This window comes from Oceanobacillus timonensis, assembly GCF_900166635.1.
Classification (GTDB): Bacteria; Bacillota; Bacilli; order Bacillales; family Amphibacillaceae; genus Oceanobacillus; species Oceanobacillus timonensis.
In genome coordinates this window covers 4,277,378-4,303,817 of record NZ_LT800497.1, presented here as the reverse complement: position 1 = coordinate 4,303,817, position 26,440 = coordinate 4,277,378, and the positions used below count along the sequence as shown (strand labels likewise).

20 protein-coding genes, 4 tRNA genes and 3 rRNA genes are annotated in these 26,440 nt (G+C 41.6%); 21 read left to right on the top strand and 6 right to left on the bottom strand.

Features of this window, described 5'->3' with window-relative positions:
- Positions 1 to 121 precede the first annotated feature (121 nt).
- Positions 122 to 1,303 (top strand): GNAT family N-acetyltransferase, encoded by a 1,182-nt coding sequence (locus B7E05_RS21130; protein WP_179134607.1) that lies wholly within the window; start codon positions 122 to 124, stop codon positions 1,301 to 1,303.
- A 66-nt stretch (positions 1,304 to 1,369) separates the two neighbouring features.
- On the opposite strand, the gene B7E05_RS21125 is transcribed toward B7E05_RS21130, so the two are convergent.
- Entirely contained in the window at positions 1,370 to 2,224 is an 855-nt protein-coding gene (locus B7E05_RS21125) for a YihY/virulence factor BrkB family protein (protein WP_080876043.1), read from the bottom strand.
- Positions 2,225 to 2,739: 515 nt separating this feature from the next.
- Here B7E05_RS21125 and B7E05_RS21120 point away from each other — a divergent pair.
- The 3 genes from B7E05_RS21120 to B7E05_RS21110 are packed head-to-tail and all read left to right on the top strand — an operon-like array spanning position 2,740 to position 3,858.
- Entirely contained in the window at positions 2,740 to 3,186 is a 447-nt protein-coding gene (locus tag B7E05_RS21120; protein ID WP_080876042.1) for a DUF948 domain-containing protein, read from the top strand.
- Complete coding sequence (locus B7E05_RS21115) at positions 3,183 to 3,635, top strand: DUF948 domain-containing protein (protein ID WP_080876041.1); 453 nt, start codon at positions 3,183 to 3,185, stop codon at positions 3,633 to 3,635. The genes B7E05_RS21120 and B7E05_RS21115 overlap by 4 nt, the downstream gene beginning before the upstream one ends.
- Positions 3,625 to 3,858, top strand: coding sequence for a hypothetical protein (locus B7E05_RS21110; RefSeq protein WP_080876040.1), 234 nt, complete (start codon positions 3,625 to 3,627; stop codon positions 3,856 to 3,858). Before B7E05_RS21115 ends, B7E05_RS21110 begins: the two co-directional genes overlap by 11 nt.
- Before the next feature lie 47 nt (positions 3,859 to 3,905).
- On the opposite strand, the gene B7E05_RS21105 is transcribed toward B7E05_RS21110, so the two are convergent.
- The gene (locus B7E05_RS21105) at positions 3,906 to 4,337 is read right to left on the bottom strand and encodes a DUF948 domain-containing protein (RefSeq protein WP_080876039.1); all 432 of its coding nucleotides are present in this window, start codon (positions 4,335 to 4,337) and stop codon (positions 3,906 to 3,908) included.
- Positions 4,338 to 4,590: 253 nt separating this feature from the next.
- Between B7E05_RS21105 and cwlD the strand changes: the two genes are divergently transcribed.
- Positions 4,591 to 5,319 (top strand): N-acetylmuramoyl-L-alanine amidase CwlD, encoded by a 729-nt coding sequence (cwlD, locus tag B7E05_RS21100; RefSeq protein WP_080876038.1) that lies wholly within the window; start codon positions 4,591 to 4,593, stop codon positions 5,317 to 5,319.
- A 466-nt stretch (positions 5,320 to 5,785) separates the two neighbouring features.
- Positions 5,786 to 6,844: an Mrp/NBP35 family ATP-binding protein gene (locus B7E05_RS21090; protein ID WP_080876036.1), complete on the top strand. Its 1,059-nt coding sequence runs from the start codon at positions 5,786 to 5,788 to the stop codon at positions 6,842 to 6,844.
- A 66-nt stretch (positions 6,845 to 6,910) separates the two neighbouring features.
- Here B7E05_RS21090 and gerD read toward each other — a convergent pair whose 3' ends face one another.
- A complete protein-coding gene (gerD, locus tag B7E05_RS21085) occupies positions 6,911 to 7,531 on the bottom strand; it encodes a spore germination lipoprotein GerD (protein ID WP_245833205.1) in 621 nt (206 codons plus the stop codon).
- 231 nt (positions 7,532 to 7,762) lie between these two features.
- Here gerD and B7E05_RS21080 point away from each other — a divergent pair, with 231 nt between their 5' ends.
- On the top strand, positions 7,763 to 8,413 hold the full coding sequence (locus B7E05_RS21080; RefSeq protein WP_080876395.1) for a KinB-signaling pathway activation protein: 651 nt from the start codon (positions 7,763 to 7,765) through the stop codon (positions 8,411 to 8,413).
- 259 nt (positions 8,414 to 8,672) lie between these two features.
- Here B7E05_RS21080 and pdaB read toward each other — a convergent pair whose 3' ends face one another.
- On the bottom strand, positions 8,673 to 9,428 hold the full coding sequence (gene pdaB, locus B7E05_RS21075) for a polysaccharide deacetylase family sporulation protein PdaB (protein WP_080876034.1): 756 nt from the start codon (positions 9,426 to 9,428) through the stop codon (positions 8,673 to 8,675).
- A gap of 782 nt (positions 9,429 to 10,210) precedes the next feature.
- Between pdaB and B7E05_RS21070 the strand changes: the two genes are divergently transcribed.
- The 7 genes from B7E05_RS21070 to B7E05_RS21040 all read left to right on the top strand — a co-directional run bounded on the left by B7E05_RS21070 (position 10,211) and on the right by B7E05_RS21040 (position 15,493).
- Positions 10,211 to 11,775 (top strand): 16S ribosomal RNA (locus B7E05_RS21070).
- A 76-nt stretch (positions 11,776 to 11,851) separates the two neighbouring features.
- Positions 11,852 to 11,928, top strand: a tRNA-Ile gene (locus B7E05_RS21065).
- Between the two features lie 20 nt (positions 11,929 to 11,948).
- Positions 11,949 to 12,021 (top strand) — tRNA-Ala (locus B7E05_RS21060).
- Between the two features lie 126 nt (positions 12,022 to 12,147).
- Positions 12,148 to 15,069, top strand: a 23S ribosomal RNA gene (locus tag B7E05_RS21055).
- A 128-nt stretch (positions 15,070 to 15,197) separates the two neighbouring features.
- Positions 15,198 to 15,313 (top strand): 5S ribosomal RNA (gene rrf / locus B7E05_RS21050).
- Together the 16S, 23S and 5S rRNA genes with 4 tRNA genes alongside form the textbook arrangement of a ribosomal RNA operon.
- Before the next feature lie 29 nt (positions 15,314 to 15,342).
- Positions 15,343 to 15,417 (top strand) — tRNA-Asn (locus tag B7E05_RS21045).
- 3 nt (positions 15,418 to 15,420) lie between these two features.
- A tRNA-Thr gene (locus B7E05_RS21040) sits at positions 15,421 to 15,493 on the top strand.
- Between the two features lie 208 nt (positions 15,494 to 15,701).
- Here the strand turns inward: B7E05_RS21040 and B7E05_RS21035 are convergent.
- Entirely contained in the window at positions 15,702 to 18,125 is a 2,424-nt protein-coding gene (locus B7E05_RS21035; protein WP_080876033.1) for a glycoside hydrolase family 3 protein, read from the bottom strand.
- A gap of 299 nt (positions 18,126 to 18,424) precedes the next feature.
- Between B7E05_RS21035 and B7E05_RS21030 the strand changes: the two genes are divergently transcribed.
- From B7E05_RS21030 to B7E05_RS21010, 5 genes are all read left to right on the top strand, one after another.
- Positions 18,425 to 21,085, top strand: coding sequence for a sigma 54-interacting transcriptional regulator (locus tag B7E05_RS21030; protein WP_179134606.1), 2,661 nt, complete (start codon positions 18,425 to 18,427; stop codon positions 21,083 to 21,085).
- Between the two features lie 186 nt (positions 21,086 to 21,271).
- A complete protein-coding gene (locus tag B7E05_RS21025) occupies positions 21,272 to 21,523 on the top strand; it encodes a hypothetical protein (RefSeq protein ID WP_080876031.1) in 252 nt (83 codons plus the stop codon).
- Complete coding sequence (locus B7E05_RS21020) at positions 21,513 to 21,830, top strand: PTS sugar transporter subunit IIB (RefSeq protein WP_080876030.1); 318 nt, start codon at positions 21,513 to 21,515, stop codon at positions 21,828 to 21,830. The genes B7E05_RS21025 and B7E05_RS21020 overlap by 11 nt, the downstream gene beginning before the upstream one ends.
- A gap of 43 nt (positions 21,831 to 21,873) precedes the next feature.
- Positions 21,874 to 23,175: a PTS sugar transporter subunit IIC gene (locus B7E05_RS21015; protein WP_080876029.1), complete on the top strand. Its 1,302-nt coding sequence runs from the start codon at positions 21,874 to 21,876 to the stop codon at positions 23,173 to 23,175.
- A 14-nt stretch (positions 23,176 to 23,189) separates the two neighbouring features.
- Positions 23,190 to 23,525, top strand: coding sequence for a PTS sugar transporter subunit IIA (locus B7E05_RS21010; protein ID WP_080876028.1), 336 nt, complete (start codon positions 23,190 to 23,192; stop codon positions 23,523 to 23,525).
- Between the two features lie 144 nt (positions 23,526 to 23,669).
- On the opposite strand, the gene B7E05_RS21005 is transcribed toward B7E05_RS21010, so the two are convergent.
- Entirely contained in the window at positions 23,670 to 24,566 is an 897-nt protein-coding gene (locus B7E05_RS21005) for a glycine betaine ABC transporter substrate-binding protein (RefSeq protein ID WP_080876027.1), read from the bottom strand.
- Between the two features lie 420 nt (positions 24,567 to 24,986).
- Here B7E05_RS21005 and B7E05_RS21000 point away from each other — a divergent pair, with 420 nt between their 5' ends.
- Both B7E05_RS21000 and B7E05_RS20995 read left to right on the top strand, forming a co-directional pair.
- Positions 24,987 to 26,069 carry an amidohydrolase family protein gene (locus B7E05_RS21000; protein WP_080876026.1) on the top strand — a complete coding sequence of 361 codons (1,083 nt, stop codon included), beginning with the start codon at positions 24,987 to 24,989 and terminating at the stop codon, positions 26,067 to 26,069.
- Entirely contained in the window at positions 26,069 to 26,425 is a 357-nt protein-coding gene (locus B7E05_RS20995; RefSeq protein WP_080876394.1) for a Rieske (2Fe-2S) protein, read from the top strand. The genes B7E05_RS21000 and B7E05_RS20995 overlap by 1 nt, the downstream gene beginning before the upstream one ends.
- Positions 26,426 to 26,440 lie beyond the last annotated feature (15 nt).

Genomic DNA, 26,440 nt, shown 5'->3' with positions numbered 1-26,440 from the left:
GAAATAAATATAAGAGTAAAAAAATCTCAGAGTCTGAACGAATGATTCTGGGATTTTTTTGGACGCCATAATCAGCAAGATGATTAATCGTCTTTTACTCGCAATAATAAGGAGGACAGTTATGATTAAACAAATTCCAATTACGAATGATGAAATTTATGAGCTCTCTGCTTTTGCCTTTCAATTTACACCTACATCAGAAGAGATAGAAAAGAAGAAAAAGGAGAAAGAGAAACAAAATGAAATAGTTTGGGGCTGGATGGAAGGAGAAGAACTGGCGGCCAAGGTCCATTTGCTTCCATTAGAAACCCGCATTCATGGAAAGGTTATTAAAACAGGAGGCATCACAAATGTTTCTACATGGCCAGAACATCGCAGGAAAGGTGCTGTTCGAGAGCTTCTGATTCATGCTATTGCCGAGATGAAGAAAGAAGGCTATCTCATTTCTTATTTAGCACCATTTAGTGTTCCATTCTACCGGAAATTTGGCTGGGAAATGACCATCAATGAAATGAAATTTACGATTCCAATGGAGTATGTTCCCAAGTTTAAGAGTGCGCCAGGCTATGTGCGTCGCATGAAAAAAGGTGACGAAGCAGTGGTAAAGGAAGTGTATCAGGCTTATACAGAACAATATACAGGGATGCTTGTACGTGATGAACTTTGGTGGGAATATCATGTTTTTGGGAAAGAAGGATTTACCACAGCAATTAGCTATGATCATGAAGGGCATGCAGATGGATACATGCGGTATAAAGTGAAAGAGAATAAGATGGATATTGATGAATGGATTACGGTTACTCCGGATAGCAAAAAGCGCCTGCTGCAATTTATGGCAAATCATGATTCCATGGTAAAGGAAGTACATATGACGCTTCCAGACGACGATGTCCTTCCGCTTTTCATGGATGAGCCAAGAGCAAAGCAGGAACAAAAACCGTATTTCATGACGCGAATTGTGGATGTTGAATCTTTCTTAAAGGTATACCCGTTTCAGGTGTCCGCAGAAAAAGAAGAAACGTATACCATCAAAGTAGAAGATGCTGCATTTGAAGAGAATAGCGGCGTGTACCGTCTTCATTTTCAAGATGGGTTCCATTATGCTGAAAAAATAGAGCCTAGCGCCGGTCAAGATGTCACAACAACTTTGACTGTACAACAATTAGCGATGATTTTATTAGGTAAAAATACATTGGAACAGCTTGATGAACAAGAATTGATTACTGGTGATTTCGAGGAAATGAAAAAGCTGGATGCTTATCTTCCTGTGAAACGGCATCCGTATTTGGCGGACTTTTTCTAAATCAGATAGAGAAGAAGCCAAAGTCTGGCCTTTGTATATGATAAGGCCGGACTTTGGCTTCTGACATTACTCTTCTCTGGTACTGGCGGTCTCTTTTTTAGCTTCTCCAGATTCATCTACTTTTTTCTGGTGATACATACTGTTTAACAAGGCTCCTACAAGAAGGATAATACCTGTTAAGAAGAACCAGATCATTAGAACGATAATTCCTCCCAGACTTCCATACGTAGCGGAGTAATTTCCGAAGTTAGATACATAAATGGAAAAGGCAAAAGAACTCACTAACCATAAAATACTGGCAGTTAATGTACCTGGTAAAATATGTCGGAATGGTAACCGTTTATTTGGCGCAAAACGATACAAGCCGAGCAGAATAAGCGTTACAATCACGATGACCATAATTACTCGTGATATTTGCAAGATAGCTCCTGTCCCTGTACTGATGCCGACAAAGGAAATCAAGAAATTGATAATCATATCGCCAAAAACCAGAAGGATAATCGACGAAATAGCAGCTAATAGTAATCCGATTGTCAACAGGATTGCTATTCCGCGTGCTTTAAGAAATGATCTTGTCTCCTCTACTTCAAACGCTTGATTGGAAACCTTAATAAAAGCATTAATGCCGTTTGATGCTGACCAGATTGTCCCTAAAATCCCGACGGTTAACAATCCGCCGCGGGTTGTATCAACCAAGTTGATAATATTATCTTCAAAGGTTGATGCGAGTTCTTGCGGCATGATGGAACCGAGAAAACTGACAGCATCATCGGGGCTTATATTAAAATAAGGAATAATTGCAAAACCAACGATTAGAAGCGGAAAGACGGCTAATAGAAAATAATAAGCCAGTGCAGCTGCGAGTAATGTTGTGTTATTTTCAGAAAAACGCTTCATGAAATCTTTCCCGAATTGTTTCATAGCACTGGTCACCTCCAATGTAAATTTTAATACCTTTCTATTCTAGGGGTATTCCTTAAAAAATGGAATAAATATATCTATAACGTTGGGAAAAGATAAGGTATATGGATTCTATACCCGAAAAGAGAAGAATATAATCTTGGCAACTGGGAATTTAACTGATCGCCTGGTTTTTAAAATAGTGATTCGCTTCGGAACGTAGGAAGTGCGACATTTTTTGATAGGGCGAGTAAACGCAGTTCAAGACCTAACGAAGAGCTTATGAAGGCATTATCTGGCGCTTGTAAGACCAAGAAAACAACAGATGCTTTCGAGATTCTCTTTAACGAATGTCAAGTTTTCTGATATTATAGGAGGAGACGTTTTATTTATTTTCGCAGGTGGTATAATATTGTCTATAGAGGCTGTTCAAAAAGTCCGGTTAAAAATGGAGAAAGACACGTTCATCATGGAAAGAGTCGGTAAGTCCATTTTATCCTTTTGAACAAGCAATGAAAAAGGAGGGATTTTTACATATGCCTATTATATCCGTAGGGATTTTACTTGTTGCTATTGCATTCGCTGCTGTATGCTGCTATATAGCATTTACGCTAAATCGACTAACCGATAACATTCGTTCACTCGGCAAGTCCGTCGTAAAAATGGAAGAAGAAATGAATCATATAACACCTGAAATTTCGACATCGTTGCAGGAAGTGAATCATTTAATTGATGATACGCATGAGAAGCTGCAGGCAACAGATAGTGTTTTTGGATCTTTAGAAGATATGGGAACCTCTGTTCAGAGCTTGAACGAAGCTTATAAAGTGAAGCGGCAAGCATTGGATGATGCGAATTTGGAGGATAAATTAAATAAGACAATGAAAGGTATCACTTGGAGCGAAGCAGCGATACAAATTTATAAAAGTTATCGAGCAAGCAAAACAAATCAAGGCAACCGGAAGAAGGAGGAAGTAAAATGACATTAATCGGAGTCGGCGTCATCATCATTGGAGTCGCAAGTATTATTTTAGCTATTTTTATTGGTCATTTATTAAATAACTTGGCAAGTGTATTACGCGGCGTTGACAAGACAGTGCAGCAATTGCCGGAACAAATGGATGGCATTTTAAAAGAAACAACAAGTATCATGCAAGAAAGTAATCAAGCGTTATCGGATATAAATAATAAAATGGAACAGTTAAGTCCGCTATTTTATATTGTTGGAGATGTAGGAAACGCAACAAGGAAGTTGTCTTCTTCCCTGGTTGATGCTACGGATTCTGTGAAAACAAAAACGGAAGCAGGTCAGGAAGTGTCTGGCAAAAATAATTTAGGCGGTGTATATGGCGGCGTTGCGCTCGGTTATTACTGGTTAAAGAAAAAACGGGACTTAAAACGGGAAAAGAAGGCATATACACATGAACAATAAAGTATATCAAGCAGGTATCGTGGTTAGTTCAGCTGTTGGCGCCACGTTAGGATGGGCGGCCGCTTCTTATCTGGAAAAGAAACGAAATTTGGAAGAAAACCCGCCATTGTTAACCCGGCTGCGTGATTTGGAACAGCGTCTTTATCATGACGGTTTTCAAAAAGCGACAGAGCTTCAGGAGATACGACAGGAAGTTGAAAATCGAATTGCAGAAGAAAAGTAAAAAATCCGCTTGGAATCAAACAATATTCCAAGCGGATTTTTTAGTGGTTATTTTTTATTCATTTGTACAAGGAAATAGCCGATTGTTGCCAGACCGTAGATGCCTTGCAGATTTTTATTAGCGATTGTCATATTTGCTTCTTCCGTCGTCTCCTGCAACTGGTTTGCAGTTTTCAATACAGATGATGACATGTTGTGTGTCGCTCGGCCAGCATCACCGATTAAGTAGAACAAAGGAGATAATTCTTTGATTTGTTGATTCGCCTGCTGTAATGTTTCATTCCCTGTTTGAAGAACATCTGTTATTTGCGAAGTGATGCCTTCCATTTGCTCCGGCAGCTGATCTGTTGTTTTTTGCGCACTTGCGATAAGCTTGCCTGCTCCTCCTAATTTTAGAAAAAGAAAAGCTGCTACCCCGAGTAAACCAACGCCAATCAGAACAGCTCCAATACCTAGTACAATTAATATCCAATCTGCCATAATAATACCTCCGAATCATTATTCCTATAAATACAATATCACATGTGGTACAGTTTCAAACATTTATTTTTATTTTAGCATACTACAAAAGATAAGTCATAAACCGGGGACTCTTCCCATAAATTTTTAATAAGGGCTTTTGCTGTTTATATCTTTTAGAGTTTGTACATGCTGTTAGAAACAGCTGTGCGGTAAGAACCATTCAAATTGAAAAATACACCCCTGAATATGGGAACGAAAGGAACGAAGCCATATGTCAAAAAAGAAGAAGCTGTCCTTTTGGTTTCTTGGTTTATTTATACTTATTTTCTTATTACAGTATCCCACGAAGGAAGCAATTAATTCTTCTAATTCTACGTGGTCACTGCCGCTAAATGGGAAAGTGATTGTTATTGATCCTGGACATGGCGGCCCGGATGGCGGTGCAGTTGGTTCAGATGGGACAGAGGAAAAAGATATTGCACTGGCCGTCTCCAAAAGCCTTCAAACGTATTTGATGCAGCATGGGGCTATCGTTCATTTGACCCGTGAGGAGGATGTTGATTTAGCAGCGGAAGGGACAAGCGGTCTGGCTAATCGTAAATCCGAAGATATACGCAATCGATTAGCATTTATTCAAGAGAAAGAGGCCGACTTTTTTATTTCTATCCATTTGAATGCATTACCTGATTCGCAATGGCATGGCGCTCAGACATTTTATTATCCAAAATTTGAAGAGGGAGAGCATCTGGCGACGATGATTCAGGAAGAAATAACCCGAAATTTAGAAAACACGGACAGGCAGCCTCTTGCTATTGATCAAATGTATTTGCTAAAGCATGCAGAGACGCCGGGAGCATTAGTGGAGATTGGCTTCTTATCGAACGAGAGAGAGCGGGAGCTATTGAAGAATGACACGTACCAAAGGCAAATGGCTGCCAGTATTTATGAAGGAATTCTACGGTATGTTACGGAAGAACCTCAAGACAACGAGGAGGAGTAAGGAACGCTGCAATTTTAATCTTTATGAATGAGAGGGGTTTGGCTGAGGCCAGCCCTTTTCGTGTTTAAGTGATGATTTGGAAGCATAAACAAACCAACTGAATGAAGTTTCGTTTTACCGCAGTGCAACTGGCTGTAAGATACCTGCTTCAAGAAAAGAGGGGATTTAGGAATACTACGCAGTATATCAAACAGCCAGTAGCGGCCCGATTCGTTCAACTAATATTAAGAGGAGGGATGAAAAGAATCCCTCCTCTTAATAAAGTTTCACTTTACCACAGCATGAGTGTCCGTAATTTTCCCGATGCTTATATAAGGGTAATTGTAAAGAGAATGGGAAAAAACGGTCACTACATCTCCTGATTAACTCAACTACCATTCAGTTGGTTACAAAACAAACCAACTGAATGAAGTTTCGTTTTATGTTATACTAATCATTGGACAGATTCATAAAGGATGGTGGAAATATGTTAACACAAGAAGAGATTATAGAGTTACTTGGCTCTGTAAAAGATCCTTTTTTACATAGAACCTTGCAGGAATTGGATGCGATTTCTTCCGTTACGATTAAGGAAGACAAAAAACATGTCAGCGTGAAAGTCGGCATTTCCAAGATGAATACCGGCGAACAGATGGAGTTGCAACAAGAGATTGTTGGTATTTTAAAACGTAACGGTGCGAATACAGTCGGATTGCGTTTTGAACAGCTTCCGGAAGAGACGGTACAAAAATATCAGGCGGAAGCGGAAAAAGCGAAAGAAGAAACATTAATCAGTGGTGCTACCAATACACAATTTATCGCTGTTGCCAGCGGGAAAGGCGGTGTTGGCAAGTCCACTGTAACCGTTAACTTAGCGGTTTCTTTAATGCGCTTAGGTAAGAAAGTAGGCATTGTCGATGCGGATATTTACGGTTTTAGTGTCCCTGATATGATGGGGGTAGAAGAAAGACCGGTTGTTCGCGGAGAGAAGATTATTCCAGTAGAGCGATTCGGGATTAAGGTTGTTTCCATGGGATTCTTCGTAGAGGATAATTCACCGATTATTTGGCGCGGACCAATGCTCGGTAAAATGTTAAACAGCTTTTTTACAGAAGTAGAGTGGGGAGAATTAGATTATCTATTGCTTGATTTACCACCTGGAACAGGCGATATTGCAATGGATGTACATGAACTCTTGCCATCTTGTAAAGAAGTTATTGTGACCACTCCTCATCCGTCAGCAGCTTTCGTAGCAGCTCGTGCAGGCCAAATGGCTCTGAAGACAGAACATGAAATTCTTGGCGTTGTGGAGAACATGGCCTACTATGAGAGCAGGAAAACTGGTGAGAAGGAATATGTTTTCGGAAAAGGCGGCGGTCAAAAGCTTGCAGATGTATTGAAAACAAAGGTAATCGGTCAATTGCCACTGCAGCAGCCATATGAGGAAGAAGATGAGTTTGCTCCATCTGTTTATCAGGAGGACCATCCAAACGGAAAAGAGTATCATAAAATTGCTGCAAAAATTGTAGCGAAATTAGAGGAATAGAATGGCAAGCAAATGGGGTGTCTGTTGAAATGAACAGCACCCTGTTTGTTTACGTATAAGGACTCTCTATTCGGATGAGTCTGCTCCGTCATTTTCATTATTGCTATCCTGCGACTCCTCGTTATTTCCTTCGTTGCTGCCGGATGAACTTTTTTTAGCAGCTTCATTTAACGCTTTATCTATCTTTTCTTTAAATAACGGAGATTGGAGTGTTTCCTGAATGGTTTTTTCCAAGTGGGCACGGTATGCTTGACTCGTCATAACAGAAAGCATTTGCTCCTCCACTTCCGGATTTTTCAATATTTCAATCATTTGCTCTTGGAACTGACTGTCATGCATCAGATCTTTCATCAGTTTCTGTTGCTCTGTGGAGATTGATTTTGCGTAAGTTTGTATGAACTCCGGGTCTTGGAACATTTTTTTCCAATTTTCTTTGCTTTTGTCGGAGGATAATGCATTCGTTACAGCCTCTTTCACTTCGTCTGATTCGATAACCACGCTCTCCTGTAATTCGTTATCATTTAATATATCCTTTAACGCTGCTTTCCCTTCCTCTGTCTGTAAGATATCAACAACCATTCTTTTTGTAGTTTCGTACTCAGCTTCACGCGATTCTTCATTATTTCCACAGGCAGAGATAAAACATATGAATAGGAGTAAAAATATAATGGGCATGTGACGTTTCATAATATACGCTCCTTTCGTAAGCGGGATTAGAAAGTATCATTTTACTAAGAAATGTTAGAAGGTTTTCAAAAAGCACGAGATTGTATTGTTTTTAATATTATTTATGATGATAAGAATATGATCTGTACCCTTAATATGTTTGATAATTTAACAAAATATACACAGGCAATGAAGAAAAAAAGGACACTTCATGATAAAATACGGATGGCGACTTCTTTAGGGGGTGAAGAATTGAACACAAGAATATTGGTAAATTTCTTTTGGAAAACATTCTGGCTTGGAGGGCTTGCTGGGTTGATTGCAAGTTTCTTTATACGACCGGAAGAATATCTTACATATATGTCTCCGTTTAATGTGATGGAGTTACTCGGGGTATTTGTTTTCTTTTTAGGTTTGGGTCTAACCTTTGCGGCAGTCAGTATGACAGGGTTCTTTGCGTATTTGTTTGTGAATCGAATGGGACTGAATGTATTCAAAGGATACTGGACAATCGTACAAGTTGGTTTGATTATTTTTGTTTTATTTGATCTTATTTATTTCCCTTATCGTGCAGCAGACGGAGATACAGCAATATATTGGTTTATACTGATTGCTGCTGCAATGCTTTTAATTGGATGGATGGTAGCAAAGATCAAAACAAAAGAAACGAATTCGACAGCTTTTGTTCCAGCACTTTTTTTCATGGTCGTTTTTACAACAGCCGAATGGGTTCCCGGATTAATGGTAGATGGCACGGATTATGCTTGGTTAATGGTTGTTCCGCTATTGGTATGTAACATGTATCAAATCTTGACATTGCATAAACTGCCTTTTGTGGAGAAAAAATCGGACAAAGAGCAGAAAACGCAGCAGAAATCAAATAAAGAACAAAGGAAAGCATAAATCAATGATTAGAGAGCTCCTCTTTGTCATGGAAGCGCTATACAAGCTGGTTTGATGATCGCTATATTTGATACATGACACGGCATGGTGTTTTCTTTCTTCTATTACTATAAGGGTAAACAGTAAACAGGCAGCACCTCTCCGCATTAAGTAGGTGCTGCCTGTTGCATGTTCCCATGCGAATCTATATTGAAAAGACAGACTCCATTGAGTCTATACTTGGTATGGTTTAAAGAAGGCTTCACGATGGCCGGAAAAATCAATCAATCAGTTCGGTGTCTGCCTTTGCTTGATTGACCATTTCTGATATCGTAATCAATCCATACCCTTTATTTTTTAATCCGGGAAGGACTGTCTCTAAAGCTTCAGCAGTTTGCTTGGCACTATCAGAAGCGTGCAACAGAATAATATCCCCATTTTCTGTTTGTTCCATAACTTCATCAATGATGGTTTCTACTCCGGGATTCTCCCAATCATCCGGATTCACATTCCAATGGACAACTTGAAATTGCATGCTCTCTGCTAATTCAATAATTTCTTCGTTTAAATGTCCGTGTGGTGTCCGTAAAAGCTGAATATCTTCATATCCCAATTTGTCCATAACCTCTTGCGCTTTTACCAAATCTTTTCTTATTTGTTCTGGTTCCTGATCTAAATAACTCTTATAGCGATAACCAAGCAGTCCAATTTCATGCGTTCCTTCAGAAATTTCTTCTAATAAATCAGGATGTCGTTCAGCCCATTCACCACTGACAAAAAATGTAGCTTGTACATCTTCTTTTTCTAATACGTCCAGAATACTTTCTACTTTCTCCTCTCCCCAGCTAATATTGAAGGTAACAGCAACGTCTTCTACGTCTTCATTTCCTTTTGAAAGGGCAGCAGGTTCATCCTTTGTAAACATTGCCATAATAGAAGGTGTTTGCGTCCAGATAAGAAGGGCTGCTGTTAAAACGATAGCAGCAGTTAAGATTATTTTCTTCCGGTTTAAACGAATTGTATAGAAATGATTCAATTTTCTTCCTCCTTTTTTAGGTAGTGACATGTATGGTGGGCATCTGCAGTAGTGCGAAGTAATTCGTTCTAGTTAATATATATGCTATGTTTGGATGGATATGTACAAGCTTTTATGATTTTATGGAGAAAATAACTATTTCAGAGGAATGACTAATATATAAATCGCTGTAAGATATATTATGATAAGCGGGCGAGAAATGATTTCTTAATAAAAAATACTTTTATGTTTATTCATCGAGAATAATCGCCAGCTTTTGGATGCGCAGTATATATTACTTGTATATTAAGATGTTAAATAGGACATCAAAATGGGTATACTAAAGATAGGGATGAGATTAAGTTTATCGCAGTGTAACGGGACGCAGGATTCCTATGTTAAGAGATAGAAGAAATCTTTCATTTCTAAGTAGGAAATAGGGCGTCTGTAATCCGTTGTCTAGTTGAGTAAAGTAGTTTTCTAAGTGGAATATAAAAAAAGTAATACGTTCAGTAAATTTTTTGTAAAAAAGTATTGCCCTTCTGTTTTTTCTATGGTATATTAATTTTTGTTGTCATAAAGAAACGAAATAAAGCGAAACTACTTCGACAAAATACTTTAAAAAAGTTGTTGACAACAAAAACGAAACATGATAAATTATATCTTGTCGCTAAAAACGATAGATTAAATAATTGCTCTTTGAAAACTGAACAAAACAACCAGTACGAAAGAAGAAAGACAACCTCGTTTTTCTTAAAAAATAAGTCAGAAGTTGACTTCTGAAAGCTAACGTTTCAAACACTTTTATGGAGAGTTTGATCTTGGCTCAGGACGAACGCTGGCGGCGTGCCTAATACATGCAAGTCGAGCGCGGGAAGCGAACGGAACTCTTCGGAGGGAAGTTCGTGGAACGAGCGGCGGACGGGTGAGTAACACGTAGGCAACCTGCCTGTAAGACTGGGATAACTCGCGGAAACGCGAGCTAATACCGGATAACACTTCCCATCACCTGATGAGGAGTTAAAAGACGGCTTTTGCTGTCACTTACAGATGGGCCTGCGGCGCATTAGCTAGTTGGTAAGGTAATGGCTCACCAAGGCGACGATGCGTAGCCGACCTGAGAGGGTGATCGGCCACACTGGGACTGAGACACGGCCCAGACTCCTACGGGAGGCAGCAGTAGGGAATCTTCCGCAATGGACGAAAGTCTGACGGAGCAACGCCGCGTGAGTGATGAAGGTTTTCGGATCGTAAAACTCTGTTGTCGGGGAAGAACAAGTACGATAGTAACTGATCGTACCTTGACGGTACCCGACCAGAAAGCCACGGCTAACTACGTGCCAGCAGCCGCGGTAATACGTAGGTGGCAAGCGTTGTCCGGAATTATTGGGCGTAAAGCGCTCGCAGGCGGTTTTTTAAGTCTGATGTGAAATCTTGCAGCTCAACTGCAAACGTGCATTGGAAACTGGAGGACTTGAGTGCAGAAGAGGAGAGTGGAATTCCACGTGTAGCGGTGAAATGCGTAGAGATGTGGAGGAACACCAGTGGCGAAGGCGACTCTCTGGTCTGTAACTGACGCTGAGGAGCGAAAGCGTGGGGAGCGAACAGGATTAGATACCCTGGTAGTCCACGCCGTAAACGATGAGTGCTAGGTGTTAGGGGGTTTCCGCCCCTTAGTGCTGAAGTTAACGCATTAAGCACTCCGCCTGGGGAGTACGGCCGCAAGGCTGAAACTCAAAAGAATTGACGGGGACCCGCACAAGCGGTGGAGCATGTGGTTTAATTCGAAGCAACGCGAAGAACCTTACCAGGTCTTGACATCCTTTGACCGCTCTAGAGATAGAGTTTTCCCTTCGGGGACAAAGTGACAGGTGGTGCATGGTTGTCGTCAGCTCGTGTCGTGAGATGTTGGGTTAAGTCCCGCAACGAGCGCAACCCTTAATCTTAGTTGCCAGCATTTAGTTGGGCACTCTAAGGTGACTGCCGGTGACAAACCGGAGGAAGGTGGGGATGACGTCAAATCATCATGCCCCTTATGACCTGGGCTACACACGTGCTACAATGGACGGAACAAAGGGAAGCGAAGCGGTGACGTTTTAGCAAATCCCAGAAAACCGTTCTCAGTTCGGATTGCAGGCTGCAACTCGCCTGCATGAAGCCGGAATCGCTAGTAATCGCGGATCAGCATGCCGCGGTGAATACGTTCCCGGGTCTTGTACACACCGCCCGTCACACCACGAGAGTTCGTAACACCCGAAGTCGGTGGGGTAACCTTTTTAGGAGCCAGCCGCCGAAGGTGGGACGAATGATTGGGGTGAAGTCGTAACAAGGTAGCCGTATCGGAAGGTGCGGCTGGATCACCTCCTTTCTAAGGATATATTACGGAATTCGTACTTGGTTGTTTGGTTCAGTTTTGAGAGAGCAATTCTCTTCCACATTTAGATGGGCCTGTAGCTCAGCTGGTTAGAGCGCACGCCTGATAAGCGTGAGGTCGGTGGTTCGAGTCCACTCAGGCCCACCATCTAAACATATTATGATTACGGGGCCTTAGCTCAGCTGGGAGAGCGCCTGCCTTGCACGCAGGAGGTCAGCGGTTCGATCCCGCTAGGCTCCATTTTTGTACCTTGAAAACTAAATAAGAGTAACAACGACATCAAACTTTAGAAATAAGGCAAAAAGCTATGGATATAGCAACACAAATGATTACATTCAGTAATCAGCCATCTTATTCAAAAACTTTAGTTAAGTGAATAAGGGCGCACGGTGGATGCCTTGGCACTAGGAGCCGATGAAGGACGGGACTAACACCGATATGCCTCGGGGAGTTGTAAGTAAATGTTATTATCCGAGGATTTCCGAATGGGGGAACCCACTGTTCGTAATGGAACAGGACATCTATCTGAATACATAGGGTAGGTGAGGCATACCCGGGGAACTGAAACATCTCAGTACCTGGAGGAATAGAAAGAAACATCGATTTCCTGAGTAGCGGCGAGCGAAACGGAAAGAGCCCAAACCAAGGAGCTTGCTTCTTGGGGTTGTAGGACATTCCATTGGAGTTACAAAGAAATGCTTTAGATGAATCGACCTGGAAAGGTCAGCCAAAGAAGGTAACAGCCCTGTAATCGAAAAAGCGTTTCCTCCGGAGTGTATCCTGAGTACGGCGGAACACGTGGAATTCCGTCGGAATCCGGGAGGACCATCTCCCAAGGCTAAATACTCCCTAGTGACCGATAGTGAACCAGTACCGTGAGGGAAAGGTGAAAAGCACCCCGGGAGGGGAGTGAAATAGAACCTGAAACCGTGTGCCTACAAGTAGTCGAAGCCCGTTTATGGGTGACGGCGTACCTTTTGTAGAATGGACCGGCGAGTTACGATCGTATGCAAGGTTAAGTGGAAGACACGGAGCCGCAGCGAAAGCGAGTCTGAACAGGGCGAGTGAGTATACGGTCGTAGACCCGAAACTGTGTGATCTACCCATGTCCAGGGTGAAGGTCAGGTAACACTGACTGGAGGCCCGAACCCACGTATGTTGAAAAATGCGGGGATGAGGTGTGGGTAGCGGTGAAATTCCAATCGAACACAGAGATAGCTGGTTCTCTCCGAAATAGCTTTAGGGCTAGCCTCAAGCAATAGAGTACTGGAGGTAGAGCACTGATTGGACTAGGGGCCCCTACCGGGTTACCGAATTCAGTCAAACTCCGAATGCCAGTTACTTCCGCTTGGGAGTCAGACTATGGGTGATAAGGTTCATAGTCGAAAGGGAAACAGCCCAGACCGCCAGCTAAGGTCCCTAAGTATACGTTAAGTGGAAAAGGATGTGGCGTTGCACAGACAACCAGGATGTTGGCTTAGAAGCAGCCATCATTGAAAGAGTGCGTAATAGCTCACTGGTCGAGTGACGCTGCGCCGAAAATATACCGGGGCTAAACGTATCACCGAAGCTGCGGATTGTTCTTACGAACAATGGTAGGAGAGCGTTCAAAGGGCAGAGAAGTCAGACCGTGAGGACTGGTGGAGCGCTTTGAAGTGAGAATGCCGGTATGAGTAGCGAAAAAAGAGTGAGAATCTCTTTCACCGAAAGCCTAAGGTTTCCTGAGGAAGGCTCGTCCTCTCAGGGTTAGTCGGGACCTAAGCCGAGGCCGACAGGCGTAGGCGATGGATAACAGGTTGATATTCCTGTACCACCTCATGATTGTTTGAGCAATGGGGGGACGCAGGAGGATAAGGAGTGCGCACCGATGGATGTGCGTCCAAGCATGCGAGGAAGTCAGATAGGCAAATCCGTCTGACATATTTCTGAGCTGTGACGGGGAGGGAAATGAAGTACCGAAGTTCCGGATTTCACACTGCCAAGAAAAGCCTCTAGTTAGATCATAGGTGCCCGTACCGCAAACCGACACAGGTAGGCGAGGAGAGAATCCTAAGGTGAGCGGGAGAACTCTCGTTAAGGAACTCGGCAAAATGACCCCGTAACTTCGGGAGAAGGGGTGCTCAGGCTGAGTCTGAGCCGCAGTGAATAGGCCCAAGCGACTGTTTAGCAAAAACACAGGTCTCTGCGAAGCCGAAAGGCGAAGTATAGGGGCTGACACCTGCCCGGTGCTGGAAGGTTAAGAGGAAGAGTTAGCTTTCGGGCGAAGCTCTGAATCGAAGCCCCAGTAAACGGCGGCCGTAACTATAACGGTCCTAAGGTAGCGAAATTCCTTGTCGGGTAAGTTCCGACCCGCACGAAAGGTGCAACGACTTGGGCACTGTCTCAACGAGAGACCCGGTGAAATTATACTATGCGTGAAGATGCGCATTACCCGCGACAGGACGGAAAGACCCCGTGGAGCTTTACTGTAGCCTGATATGGAATGTTTGTGCAGTTTGTACAGGATAGGTGGGAGCCTTTGAAACGTGAGCGCTAGCTTACGTGGAGGCATCCGTGGGATACCACCCTAACTGTATGACCATTCTAACCCAGGACCGTAATCCGGTTCGGAGACAGTGTCAGGCGGGCAGTTTGACTGGGGCGGTCGCCTCCTAAAAGGTAACGGAGGCGCCCAAAGGTTCCCTCAGAATGGTTGGAAATCATTCGAAGAGTGTAAAGGCAGAAGGGAGCTTGACTGCGAGACCTACAAGTCGAGCAGGGACGAAAGTCGGGCTTAGTGATCCGGTGGTTCCGCATGGAAGGGCCATCGCTCAACGGATAAAAGCTACCCCGGGGATAACAGGCTTATCTCCCCCAAGAGTTCACATCGACGGGGAGGTTTGGCACCTCGATGTCGGCTCATCGCATCCTGGGGCTGTAGTCGGTCCCAAGGGTTGGGCTGTTCGCCCATTAAAGCGGTACGCGAGCTGGGTTCAGAACGTCGTGAGACAGTTCGGTCCCTATCCGTCGTGGGCGTCGGAAGTTTGAGAGGAGCTGTCCTTAGTACGAGAGGACCGGGATGGACACACCGCTGGTGTACCAGTTGTTCCGCCAGGAGCATAGCTGGGTAGCTACGTGTGGTAAGGATAAGTGCTGAAAGCATCTAAGCATGAAGCCCCCCTCAAGATGAAACTTCCCATCACTTCAAGTGAGTAAAATCCCTCAAAGACGATGAGGTTGATAGGTCCGAGGTGGAAGCGTGGCGACACGTGCAGCTGACGGATACTAATCGATTGAGGACTTATCTAAGTTTTTGTTTGTCACGTTACTCTTATTTAGTTTTCAGGGTGCAAATCCTAATTGAAAATATTGAAGGATGTTCGATTAAAAACGTTCACGTCCTTGTGGACAACATCGAACGACCTACATCGTGTAGGTCTGGTAGCGATAGCGAAGAGGTCACACCTGTTCTCATGCCGAACACAGAAGTTAAGTTCTTCAGCGCCGATGGTAGTTGGGGGCTTCCCCCTGCGAGAGTAGGACGTTGCCAGGCTTATTTTTTTATTTGGATTAAATCTATATTCCACAGTAGCTCAGTGGTAGAGCTATCGGCTGTTAACCGATCGGTCGTAGGTTCGAATCCTACCTGTGGAGCCAATTGCTTCCATAGCTCAGTTGGTAGAGCACCACCATGGTAAGGTGGGGGTCAGCGGTTCGAGTCCGCTTGGAAGCTTCCTATATAAATGTTCATATAAACAAAAAGTTTCCTTTGAGAATGAAGGAAACTTTTTTGTTTATATGATTAATATCACTTATTCGACGTGTTGAAGAAATATAAGAAGTGTAGCATATGGTTTCTGAAAGCAAGTGCACACTTTTTTGTATTGTGAAATCAAATTCGTTATTACTCAATGAATAACCTGATTACAAACGGATTTAATTTATATGTTTTTTCTTCGTTGAATGACTAGAAATACCCCGCCTAAAAGAAGTAATACAAATCCGGTGACCAAATAAACATTCATGGAGGTAGCTGTCTCAGGAAGCTCATTACCGGACGCTCCATCAAATTCATATCTTTCAGTTCTTTCATCCTGGATAACGCCATCCCAATTTAGGCCAAATGCAAAATCATAAGTGTTTCGTTCTGAATCGACATAAGCTACCATGTCATGAGCTACATCTTCATATTGTTCTTCTACCGTTCTCATATTAGCTGGCATTTGGAATGGAAGTAATCCGGAAGGTTCTTCCTTACCTGATAATATTTCTAATACTGCTTGATCTTGGACACCGAAATCTACCAAAATGGCATCTACTTCTTCTTCAAATTCTGCTAAAACGGCGGGATTGGTCATAGAAACGGAAGCAATTACTGGTTTGTCCCCCATTTTTTCTTTTGTTTCAAGTACTAAGTCAAGGTCTTTTGTATTGGATGCAGTGACAGTTTTATCTTTATAAGACCTGTTAGCAGATTCTTCTGTTGGATGCCCTCCAGCAATACTTTCTTCTCTAGCATATTCAGCTGTATATTCCCCATATTGCAGCGTAATTGGGAAATAACCATTTCCTCCGTTTTCAACATCTTCAGATGAATAACCGAGTCCGCCATCTGGACCTTCTATTCCAACTAACGCAAAGTCTGCTTCATCTGGATTAGTAGTAATATTAAAATAATCTTCAACAATATCCAGGTTAAGAGGGGAAGCCCATTCTCCTTCTGGGGTTTCACCGTCTCCTCCAAAGCTGCTTTCTTCAGTAGGGAACCATCTTTCGGGCACATATGCTGTCAGTTGTTCATTATCCTCTGTTTGAAGAGGCAATACGTTATCTTTATTTTTTAACATGATAATCGATTGAAGTTGTGCTTCGAATCCTGCTTCCATATATTCAGAGTTGCCGACAGTTTCCGTTGTTTCTTCAACTTTTAAATAAGGATTTTCAAATAAGCCAGTTTGAAAAATATTTGTTAATAAACGAACAGCAGATTCCTCGAAACGATTACGCATAAATTCTTCTCCGTGCTCATCGACACCAAGTTGATATGCTTCTAAAATTCCGTCTGCTTCATCTACTCCACCAAATTGATCGACGCCATTAATCAGAACTTTATAGAACCTTTCCGGATCAGAAAGTTCTTCTACTCCCCAAGATTTTCCGCCTGCAAATTGTTCGATATCTTCATTTGGATCTCCGATAATTCCCCAATCAGTTGTGACAACACCATCATAATCATATTTATCTCTGAGAAGGTCTTGAATAATATATTTACTATAGGAGTTACCAACATTTTCGTTATACTGCTCATCTTGGTTCCAAGGAATGGTATAATATGGCATTATAGCAGAGACGGAATCTGTGCCTCCCTCTAGATCAAATGCGCCATTTAAAAAAGGGAGAAGATGCTCATCAAAGTTATCGCCTGGGTAAACAGCATATTTTCCAAAAGCGTAATGTGCATCACGTCCTGCTTCACCTGTTCCACCGCCAGGCCAGTGTTTTGCCATTGTATTGACACTTGTATGTCCCCATCCATCAGCTATTTCATCTTGCTGACTGGAGGTTTGAAAACCGTCTCCATAGGCTTTTGCCATATCAGCTGCTAAATCGGAGTTTTCCCCGAATGTACCCGGAAATCGATACCATCGTGGGTCTGTTGCAATATCAATTTGTGGAGATAGAGCAGTAGCAATGCCAAGTGCACGATACTCTTCCGCAGCAATATGCCCAAATTGTTCCACAATATCAGGATTGAATGTTGCAGCTAAACCGATTGTCTCTGGCCACATAGATATTTCTCCATCGGCACCAGCGTTAAATTCTGCACTGGCGTCAATACCATGTCTCGGATCAGAGCTATTATTTAATGGAATACCTAACCCTAAGCTCTCAGCCAAAATCTGGGCATGATTATTCCATTGTGCTGCTGTTTCCGGGCTTTCCACATTCGTTATCAATACATGACGAAGGTTATCATTTGTTATATAGCTACTCTGTTCGTCTGTCAATTCAGCAGAATCAATACTTTGATGAGAACTGTATAGCATAAGCCCTGCAATTTCTTCTATTGACATTTTTGATGCAAGGTCTTCTGCTCTTTCTTCTGTAGATAACCTCCAATCTTCGTAGTCATCTAATTCACCATTCTGATTCAGGTCTTTAAATTGGTTGGCTCCTTCTTGAATTATCTCTACACCAGATGTAGAAGAGTACCCAAGTACAGGTCCGTTTTCTTGTTCAATGAATTCTATTTCACTTGCGCCTTCTTCCGTTGTGTTATTATCTGCTAGAGCAGGGCTTTGTATAGACAGGAAAAGAATAAATATAGCGAAACAACTCAGCCACCGTTTACCACGTTTTTGCATTTCTTTCACTCCTCATTGTTAAATTTTCTTTCAACGTATAAAGCGTTTTGATCAATAAGATTTGTTAACGTAAAATGTTTGCGCTTTCATTTTGAGGTCCCCTCCTCTTGTATTGTTAAAATTAATATTGCAAATTTTGTGCCATTTATATTAAATATTGATATAGCAGCTTTCTTTTGATGGTCAATATATGTGTGCAAACGTCATACACAGATTAGACACATGTATTTTTGGTTATCTACTGTTATGATAGAGTTATAGAGAACGTAAATAATATTATACAAATGAGGTTCATACGTATGAGTCGAATAACGGATATTTATCAATATTTAAGCCAATTGAAAGGAGAAGCAGTAACTGCTGTGGAAGTAGGAGAACAATTGAATATTGACCGTTCTACTGCAAGTAGATATTTGAATGATTTAGTAAAAAGAAATAAAGCTAACAAAATATCTGGTAAACCAGTACGCTATGCTTTAGAAACATCTGAATCCTCAGAGAGTGAACAAATGGATTTAATCGGTTCGGAGGAAGCGCTTCGTCCTATATTAGAAACTGGAATGGCAGCGTTTTCTTATCCATCTCGTCCTTTGCCAATACTCTTTACAGGGGAAACCGGAACTGGTAAATCCTATCTAGCTGAAAAACTTTCGCAATTGGCGGTTGAACAAGCAAGTATGCTAGATAACAATGCTTTTGTATCATTTAACTGCGCGGATTATGCCCAGAATCCAGAACTGTTAATCGGTCAGATTTTTGGAATTAAAAAAGGCGCCTTTACAGGAGCGGATGAGGATAAAAGAGGACTGGTCGATATGGCGCATAAAGGTATTCTTTTCCTAGATGAGATACACCGTCTTCCTCCATCCGGCCAAGAAATGCTATTTTATCTTATGGATAAAGGAACGTATCATCGTTTAGGCGATGCGACACACGAACGGACTGCAGAGGTAGCAATTATTGGTGCAACAACAGAGAATCCGGATGATGTCCTTCTTCCAACATTGCTGCGGCGTTTTTCGATCAAATTAAATATTCCGCCGTTGCGGGAAAGAACTTATAAGGAAAGAGAAAAGCTGATTGATTCTTTTCTTCAAGAAGAAGCTGCCAAAATGAGTACAACACTCTCTATAGAAGCAGATTGCCGCGAAGCTTTCCTTACTTACGACTGTCCAGGCAATATAGGGCAGCTGAAGAGCGATATTCAAATTGCTTGTGCACATGCTTATTATCGTTATTTAAATAGCGATAGGAAACATGTAGTTATCAAACTGGAAGATTTTCTTGGTTATAGTGAAAATAATACAGAGAATAAAAAGAAAAAAGTTCCGCTGGATATTGAGCACGATACAGGGAAGGATTCCGCTAATGTTCCAAACATCTATCAGTATTTTGATTCTACCAGCAAAAACTCGAAAAAATCGACTCAAGTTTTAGAAAAGGTAGTGATAGATTATATATCGGAATTGAATCAAAAATACAGACATCTTCAAAACCAAAGAGAAAGCTGGAACCAGTTAATTGATAAGGATCTTTTTGATACACTTCATTATGCAGGGGAAGCATTAAAAGAAACATTTGGTTTTCCAATACCTAAAAGGCAGCTTTTTGTACTCGGGTTACACCTGCAGAATTTTCGAAATCACCTTCGAAACGATATAAAGAAAACCCCTATTCCAGTTGTGGTTCATCCGAATGCTTCATACCGGCAAGCTGCTAATCAGATTGCCTATTATCTAAAGGAACAAATTGGAATGACTTTACCTGCTGAAGAAATTGAATTAATGACGCATTTTATAACACCAGAGAATGACACGGTCGAGACTGTGATGAACGATCAAAAAATAGCTGTTTTACTTGTGATGCACGGAAAGTCCACAGCATCTTCCATGTCAGAAGTAGTCAATTATTTGCTAGGAAACCGCGTTATTCATGCGATTGATATGCCATTACATATTACTGCTGAAGAAACGTATGAACAAGTAAAAACGCATATTCAGCAATTTAAAACAACACTTGAAAATATAGAAGGTGTTTTGCTGTTGGTAGATATTGGGTCGCTTATTACTATGGGTGACACGATAAAAAATGATGTTGATGTACCTTTAAAAACCATCTCAAGTGTGAATTTGTCTATGGTGATGGAAGCTGGGAGACAATCATTGGTATCGGAACAGACTTTGTCGGGAATTTACGAAGATACAAAAGCAGCAATGCTGAAGTTTGTTAAAGAAGAAGAGGAAACGAAACATGTACAGAAAAAGCGTCTTATCGCTACAGTTTGTTTTACTGGAGAAGGCGCAGCGCAGTTACTGGAAGATTGGATAAAAAAACAAATTTCACAATCAGATCAAGATGTATTAATACGGTCTGTCCGTGTGGACCCTTCAACGAATGATACTTCTGTTTTGCATGAGTTGCAGAATTATTATGAAGTCATTGCCATTATAGGGACAGTTCCGGTAACGATAGACGGAGTTCCGTATATACCTGCATGGGAGTTGCTGCAAGAAGAAGGGGTATCCAGAATGCATCGACTGCTGGAAATCACAAGGAAATCAATGGTGGCTTCGATGGAAAGTAATGCAGTGGAAAGAGAGGAAATCTATCATTTAATTATTGATGGATTGCAGGAAATTACTACTTATGGAAATCCAAAATCCATCGCAAATATTTTACAGAATAGTATTCCGCCGGTTCGTGATTACTATCAGTGGGACTCCGGAAGAGAGTTAGGTATGTGGATGCACATTGGCGGACTAGTCGATCGATTAATTGCCAGTCGCGTTCAGAGCAATCCGGACAAGCTGATGTTTTCTTTTCCACTGGATGATCAAGAAATCATTCCAACAGAAAAGGAAAAATCAATTTGGGAAATTTTTCACCGAAAATTAGAACAGGAACTCCATCTTACGGTTCCCGAGCATATAAAAAAAGAGCTTGTGAAGTTATCTCGTTAAAAGTGTGCATAATTATTGCACACTTTTTTTATGAGAAATTCCTTTAAAATGAAATATCTATGATGGGGCTTTTGTGTTCTTTACAGGCTGTGTTGGCATATTTTTTGCATGTAATAAAGTGAAGGTTATAAAAGTGGTAAATGCGACCTGCAAGAGAGCGCTTTGAGCAGAAAAGGAGGGGGTTGCTTGAAAAAATTTCTTTTTACGTATGCAGCTGTTTTATCGACAATTTGGATTGGATATGGCGTTTATGCACTTATCACGAACCAACCTTCAGCAGGAGTGATTCTTGGATTCGGAATTGCTTTTTCATTATGTCTATTTGTTGCCAGCTGGTTCTCCAGTTGGATTATGCGTCATTATAAGAGAATAGACAGCATGGCAAAAACAATGTTTACAAAAAATAAAAAATTAAGAGGTGTTAAAGATGGAAAATAACAAGCTAAAAATAATTATTCTTTGCAGCTGGGGAGCTACTTCAAGTCAATTAGCCAAAAAAGTGGAACAGGCAGCAGAGAAACGAGAGTTAGATGTGGAAGTATATGCAGGTGGAACTGGAGAATTTAAACAAAAAGCAAGTGAATATGATGTTGCATTATTAGAACCACAAGTACGTCATTTGAAAAAAGAAGTTACCAAAATTGGGGAGCAGAATGATGTCCCTGTAGAATTAGTAGATCAACGGGCGTTTGCATTAATGGATGGAGACAAGGTGTTGGATCAGGCGCTGGCTATGAAAAAATAAGATGCCCGTAGCGAAATGATATACAAGTAAGGAGGAGTATGCAATGAAACTCGATCAATGGCTTGAAGATCATCTCATGGGACCATTGGGAAAAATAGCGCAGAATATTTATTTGCAATCTATCCGTGATGCATTTGTTATCTTTGCATTGCCTGTTATTATTACAGGCGCGATTTTTCTTATCATAGCCAACCCGCCTGATTCCATTGAATGGGGGGTTGTACAGGCATGGGTAAATGCAGTAGAACCCATTCAAGCAGAACTTCTTTTCCCATTTAATCTGACCTTTGGGTTAATGGCACTAACCGTTGCGTTTGGTATTGGTTATAGTCTTGCCAGTCGCAGGGATATGGATGCTGTGATGGCAGGGATGCTATCTATGCTGGCATTCTTCATGACGGCATTTCCTGTTACGGATATCGAACAGGTGGCATTTGGAGATATTCTGCAATATTTAGGCGGTCAAGGCTTGTTTGTTGCCATTATATTAGGGATTCTTACGACAGAAGCCATGCGATTTTTAATTAAAAAAGGGGTTACATTCGAAATGCCTGACGGGGTTCCACCGTATGTGATGCGAACCTTTCGTGTGATTATTCCGTTTATGATTATTTTACCGGTTGTATGGATTATTTCTTGGATTGTCTGGGCTAATTTCGGTATCACGATACCTCAAGCTGTATTAGACATATTTAGCCCGTTGGTAACCGTTTCTAACTCTTATGGGGCAACACTTGGCATGATTCTGTTAATGCTTATTTTATGGGCCATGGGAATTCACGGAATGAACGTCGTATCATCTGTTGTGTATCCATTTTGGATGACCAACCTGGCAGATAACGCCGAAGCGGTCAGACAAGGGACGGAAGCGACAGGGATTGTTACAGAGCCATTCTTCCATATGTTCACGCATCTTGGAGGATCGGGAGCAACGATTGGTTTAGCTGTTTTCCTTTTATTTGCGGCATCCAAACAATTGAAACAGGTTGGAAAAACAGTTATTATACCTTCGTTATTCAATATCAATGAACCCCTTATTTTCGGGGTGCCGATTGTGCTGAATCCTATATTAATTATTCCATTTGTACTGGGGCCAGTTGTTATTGTAACGATTAACTATATCCTTTTTGCAACAGGGATTTTACCCCCTGTTATTGTGCAGCCGCCATTCACGGTACCTATTTTCTTAGGAGGATTTATTGCAACAGGTGGTTCCTGGCTAGCAGGAGTAGTACAAATTGTTAATGCGATTATTGCGGCGTTGATTTACTATCCATTCTTCCGTAAATATGATAAACAGCTACTGAACGAAGAAAAGAATAGTAATGAAGCGGAAACGAATTAATAAGGAGAGAGAATATGAACTACGAAGAAATTATGTCACAACTCATCTTGCATGGAGGAAACGCCCGTGGTGCAGCATACGAAGCACTGGATGAAGCGCAGTCCTTCGATTTTACGGAAGCTGAAAAGCTATTAGAAGAAGCAGATCAAGAATTTGTAAAAGGACATCAGTATCAAACAAAACTTATCCAAAATCAAGATGACCAGGCGAAACCGAGTTTTTTAATGATTCATGCACAAGATCACCTCATGACTGCACAGGCAGAACTGCAGTTAATCAAACGTATGATTGAACAATTAAGAACAACGGAAAACCTGGAAAAAAGAATTGAACAACTGGAGCAGTCCTAGGATTCGTGCTATATCTCTAGGGAAACTACAAATGTTATGACACCCTGGTACCGGTTTATTTACTGGTGTCGGGGTGTTATTGGTGCACATGTTTATTGCACAAAAAGACTGCACATGAAATGTCACGGGCAGTCTTCTAACATATTAATTTGTTGGTAAATCATCAATACTATCTATCTCCATATATTCTGGGACAACAAATCCTTGTTGAGCACCTTCCAAATTTGGACCCAAGTCTACGATTTCACCTTTGTACTCTTCATAATAGGAAGCTGCTCCCACGGGAAGCCAAGCAATTAACATGCCATCAACATCACCATTGGAAAGCGCTTCAAATGCGATTCCCATATCTACAGCGGTCAATGTGACATCGTAGCCTAATTCTTCAAGTAGAATTGCAACGACATTGGTTGATGAGATCTCTGTATCCCAATTCACATAGGCTAGTTCGATTTCCTCATTATCAACGGGTTCCACGTTCTCCATCCACGTGTCAACTTCATCCCGATTGTTTTCGATCCATTCGGAAGCTGCTTCGCGAGGTTCTATATCATCATCTCTAAAATTTGCCATAACCTCATTCATGTCTTCTACTTCCCAGTAAAAGTTATCCAATAACTGGTAAGCAGAAGTCTGTTCATCCTCAAGACCCTCTCTGACCATTGTATGTATATTTTCGGATTCACCTAGTGTTTCTTGTGGATCCTCTAAAAATTTCAAGTCATATTCTCGAAACGACCAGTGTGGTTCCCAGAGCGTGACGACAATTGGTTCCTCATTTTCTATCGCCCCCTGCAATTCCGATAACATGGCTGCTTCTGAACTTTCAATCAGGTCGACATCCAAATCGTAGCCTTCAATTGCATTTTCGGCGATATCCATTGTTCCTGATCCTGGCTCGATTCCGACAATTTCCTCGATTTCAGCTGCATCATTGTTTTCTTCTGCGACATTACTACTCGATTCTTCTTGGCAACCCATTAAAAGTAGTACAATACCAATACTTACGAGGATAAACCATTTCTTTGATAGTAAAATCATCATCATCCTTCCTGAAAAAGTTCTCTAATTATATGTGGCGCCACGATTTGCCGACTAACAAGTAGGATAAACCAGAAAAAAGAATCGTTCAATCTCGATAAATAACGTTCTCCGTCGATTTCACGTATTAAGCTTGCTCAGAGAAGCTCAGTGACGTTCAGTGAAAGAAATACTAACCGATTTGATTTAGGAAATGAATCGAGAGCCAGCATTGTATGTAAAAATATTTTCTCATGCAATTTTGGAGATATTGGCTCACTGAACGTCACTGAGGCTCACTGAGCTTCACTGAAGCCACTCAGTTTATGAAATCGGGTTTGTCAGTAATCAGAAGCTTTTGTAGACTGTGTATTAATTCATGCGCATGGATATACCAAATTCATTTGATGATTACTTAGGAAGAAAATGAGGAGTGATTATATGCCTAAAAAGCGACAAAAGCGTCGTATTATCGATACAGATGTTCATGAAAGAGTTATGTATTCGGATCTTCTCCCGTACTTGGATAATCCATGGAGACGATATATAGAAGATAATCATTGGCTGCAGGAAAAACATATGCCGTATACACAGCCAACAGTAGCAGGTGTTGATCGCGCTGATGCGGTAACACCAGACGGAGGAGCGGCAGGAACGGACCTAAAGTTTATGCAAGAACAATTACTTGATGCGGAAGGGCATGAATACGCCATTTTAAGTGGAGCCTTAGATCCCTCCCCATCGTCCATGCACGGCTGGTATGAAATGGGGGCTGCTTTAGCGACCGCATACAATGATTGGCAAATTGAAAATTGGCTGGAAAAGGACAGCCGCTTATATGGTTCGGTTCATATTGCAGCACAGGATCCGCAACAAGCGGTTCGTGAGATAGAACGGGTAGGTTCGCATCCCAAAATGGTGCAAGTATTACTGCCGATTGATACACGCTCGTGGGGAGACCCTTATTATCATCCAATTTATGAAGCGGCTCAGCGCTATCAATTATCCATTGGTATGCATCATAATGAACCGCCTACGCATTTCGGAGGCTGGCCGCGCTATTTTATTGAGTGGCACACCATGTTGCCAACAGCGCATATGATTGAAGTTTCCAACATGGTGTTTAATGGTGTTTTTGATAAATTCCCAGATTTGCATCTTATCATGATTGAGGGTGGGTTTACGCATGTCCCGCATCTTATGAAAAAGATGGACCAGCAGTACAAGGAACTTCGTCATGAGATCCCATGGGTAAAACGAATGCCTAGCCGCATTATTCAGGAACATGTTCGTTTTACCACGCAACCCGTGGAAGAATTAAACCAGAAAGAATTTATGCAGTATGTCGATCAAATGGGGTCGGAGGATATGATTTGTTTTGCCACCGATTATCCACATTGGGATTATGATTCCCCCTTAGAGGCGCTCCCGAAACTAGATGAGACGTTGGAGGAGAAGATTTATTCCGAAAATGCGCGGGCTGCTCTGCCTAAATTACCAAGACGGACAGGAGGTCTGGAATGATGAGAGAAGTTGTGTGTCATAAAGAAGAAATTGATCCGGGTAAGATGAAAAGTGCTTCGTTAGGAAAAATCCCGATTGTTGTTTGCCGTACCAAAGACGGAGAATTTTACGCATTTGTCAATAGGTGTCTGCATCAGGGCGCACCACTTTCAGAAGGTGTTTTATGTGGTGACACCAAACGTACGGATATTCATGGCAACTATGAATACATTAAAGATGGTGAAATCCTCCGTTGCCCATGGCATGCGCTTGAATATGACATTAAAAATGATGGTGCTATGCTTGCTGAACCTGACAAAAAATTACGTAGTTTCCAAGTTTCCATTGAAGATGATCAAGTGGTCGTATATAAATAAGATTTGGAAAGATGC